This window comes from Kineococcus vitellinus, from assembly GCF_009906315.1.
GTDB classification, from domain to species: Bacteria; Actinomycetota; Actinomycetes; order Actinomycetales; family Kineococcaceae; genus Kineococcus; species Kineococcus vitellinus.
The window spans coordinates 1-1713 of the sequence record NZ_JAAALL010000504.1; the positions used below are offsets into that span (position 1 = coordinate 1).

2 protein-coding genes are annotated in these 1713 nt (G+C 71.0%); both read left to right on the top strand.

Going from position 1 to position 1713, the window contains the following annotated elements:
- Positions 1–103 precede the first annotated feature (103 nt).
- Positions 104–565 carry a helix-turn-helix transcriptional regulator gene (locus tag GTQ99_RS22890; protein WP_166617964.1) on the top strand — a complete coding sequence of 154 codons (462 nt, stop codon included), beginning with the start codon at positions 104–106 and terminating at the stop codon, positions 563–565.
- A gap of 207 nt (positions 566–772) precedes the next feature.
- Positions 773–1597, top strand: coding sequence for an alpha/beta fold hydrolase (locus GTQ99_RS22895; protein ID WP_166617965.1), 825 nt, complete (start codon positions 773–775; stop codon positions 1595–1597).
- Positions 1598–1713 lie beyond the last annotated feature (116 nt).

Below are 1713 nucleotides of genomic sequence, written 5' to 3' on the forward strand. Positions count from 1 at the left end.
CAGTGAGGAGTCGTAGGCCGCTTTGCCCGTGCATGCACACATGGGCTGATCATGAGGTGGGGTGGTGGCCTGACGGCCACCACCCCACCTTCACTCACTGGCGATGACCAGTAACGCAACACCTTCTGAGGCGCACCACCGACAGGCCATCGCCACGCTGGGCGCCAGCGGGCTGACGGTGGAGCTGGCGCGGGCCCGCCTGCTCTACGGGGAGTGGCTGCGACGCTGCCGGCGGCGCAACGACGCCAAGGAGCAGCTGCGCGAATCCGTGCGCCTGTTCGAGGACGCTCAGGCACCGGCGTTCATCCAGCGCGCCCGGCGTGAGCTGGCCGCCCTGGGTGAGCACTCACCCGGCGCCGCCACGGGTCGGGCGGCGATGCGGTTGACCGCTCAGGAGGCGACGGTGGCGCGGTTGGCCGCGGCCGGAGGCACCAACGCCGAGATCGGGGCCACCCTCTTCCTCAGCGTCAACACCGTCGATTACCACCTGCGCAAGGTCTTCCACAAGCTCGCCATCACCTCACGCCGCCAACTCGCCGAACGGCTGGAGGACCCACCGACCTGAGACCCACCGACCTGAGACCCACCGGTCCAGAGCCCACCGGTCTGGAACCCACCGGTCGCGAGGTCGAGACCACGTGGAGGCGCTCAGCACCACGCACACCACGTGGTCCGCGCGGCGCAGCGCGGCGGCAGGGTGGTGCACACCGGAGCCGGGACACCCGGAGCCGGGACACACCGCACGCCGGGCACTCAAGCCGTGGAGGCGCTCATGCCCTACCTCACCGCCGACGACGGCGCGCAGATCTTCTACCAGGACTGGGGGGTGGAGGGTTCCCCGATCCTGTTCAGCCACGGCTGGCCGCTGAACTCCGACGCCTGGCAGGCCGGGATGCGCTTCTTCGCCGAGCACGGCCACCGCGCCATCGCCCACGACCGCCGTGGGCACGGACGCTCCAGCCAGACCTGGCACGGCAACGAGATGGACACCTACGCCGACGACCTGGCCCGCCTCGTCGAAACCCTCGACCTGCACCAGCTGACCCTGATCGGGCACTCCACCGGCGGTGGAGAGCTCGTGCGCTACCTGGCCCGGCACGGCAGCTCCCGGGTGGCCAAGCTCGTCCTCGTCTCCGCGGTGCCTCCGCTGATGGTGGCCGGCGACGACAATCCGGGGGGGCTGCCCGTCACCGTGTTCGACGACCTGCGCGCCGCCGAGGCCGCCGATCGCGCCCAGCTGTACCACGACCTGGCCGACGGACCCTTCTTCGGGCACAACCGCACCCACGACGTCGACCAGGGCTTCCGGGACGCCTTCTGGTTGCAGAGCATGGCCTGCGGGCACCGCGCCGCCTACGAGTGCATCGCCGCCTTCTCCGCCACCGACTTCCGCACCGACCTGCGCGACATCGACGTGCCCACCCTGGTCATCCACGGCGACGACGACCAGATCGTCCCGTTCGCGGTCGGCGGCCAGCGCGCCGCCGAGACGATCGCCGGTGCGAGGTTGAGCGTCTACGAAGGCAGCGGCCACGCCCTGCCCGACACCGACCGGGAACGCCTGCACGCAGACCTGCTGGCCTTCGTCGACTCCTGAGCACCCGCCGCGAGCAGCGCTCACCACGAGCAGCGCGACCGCGCCTCCGCGCCTTCCCCTCCCCGCCTCGCCACCTGCAGCTGAGGAGCTGACTCCGTGAACCGTGACAGCAACCC

Bases quoted from the DNA above. Each gene is read 5' to 3' on its own strand.
- GTQ99_RS22890 (WP_166617964.1), top strand. From the start codon at position 104: ATGACCAGTAACGCAACACCTTCTGAGGCGCACCACCGACAGGCCATC.
- GTQ99_RS22895 (WP_166617965.1), top strand. From the start codon at position 773: ATGCCCTACCTCACCGCCGACGACGGCGCGCAGATCTTCTACCAGGAC.